1 protein-coding gene is annotated in these 287 nt (G+C 49.5%); it reads left to right on the top strand.

Annotation, left to right across the window (positions count from 1 at the left end):
* On the top strand, positions 1 to 287 hold a 287-nt coding region (locus LZP73_RS20475), incomplete at both ends, for a DUF1877 family protein (protein WP_234236804.1).

Raw genomic sequence — 287 nt, 5'->3', positions numbered from 1 at the left:
CTTTCAGGATTACGCCGACTGGATATTGATAAACGCTGGGATTTTTTACACTTTGGGCTGACAGGCACCTCTGCGTTCGATCCAGCGAAGAATGACCCGCTGAGTCGCGCCGTGCTTGGTGAACACAGCCTAGAAGATGGCATAGATGGCTTCCTGGGATTGACCTGGAATCAGGAGTTAGCCGCGACAATCGACCGACTGGAATCACTGGATCGAAGTGAGCTGCGTAAACAGTTTTCCATTAAGCGACTCAATGAAATGGAGATTTATCCGGGAGTAACCTTTTC

Source organism: Shewanella sp. AS16, from assembly GCF_021412365.1.
Taxonomy (GTDB): Bacteria; Pseudomonadota; Gammaproteobacteria; order Enterobacterales; family Shewanellaceae; genus Shewanella; species Shewanella salipaludis.
The sequence above is the reverse complement of the archived record's forward strand: the minus strand, read 5'-3'. Positions and strand labels throughout refer to the sequence as shown.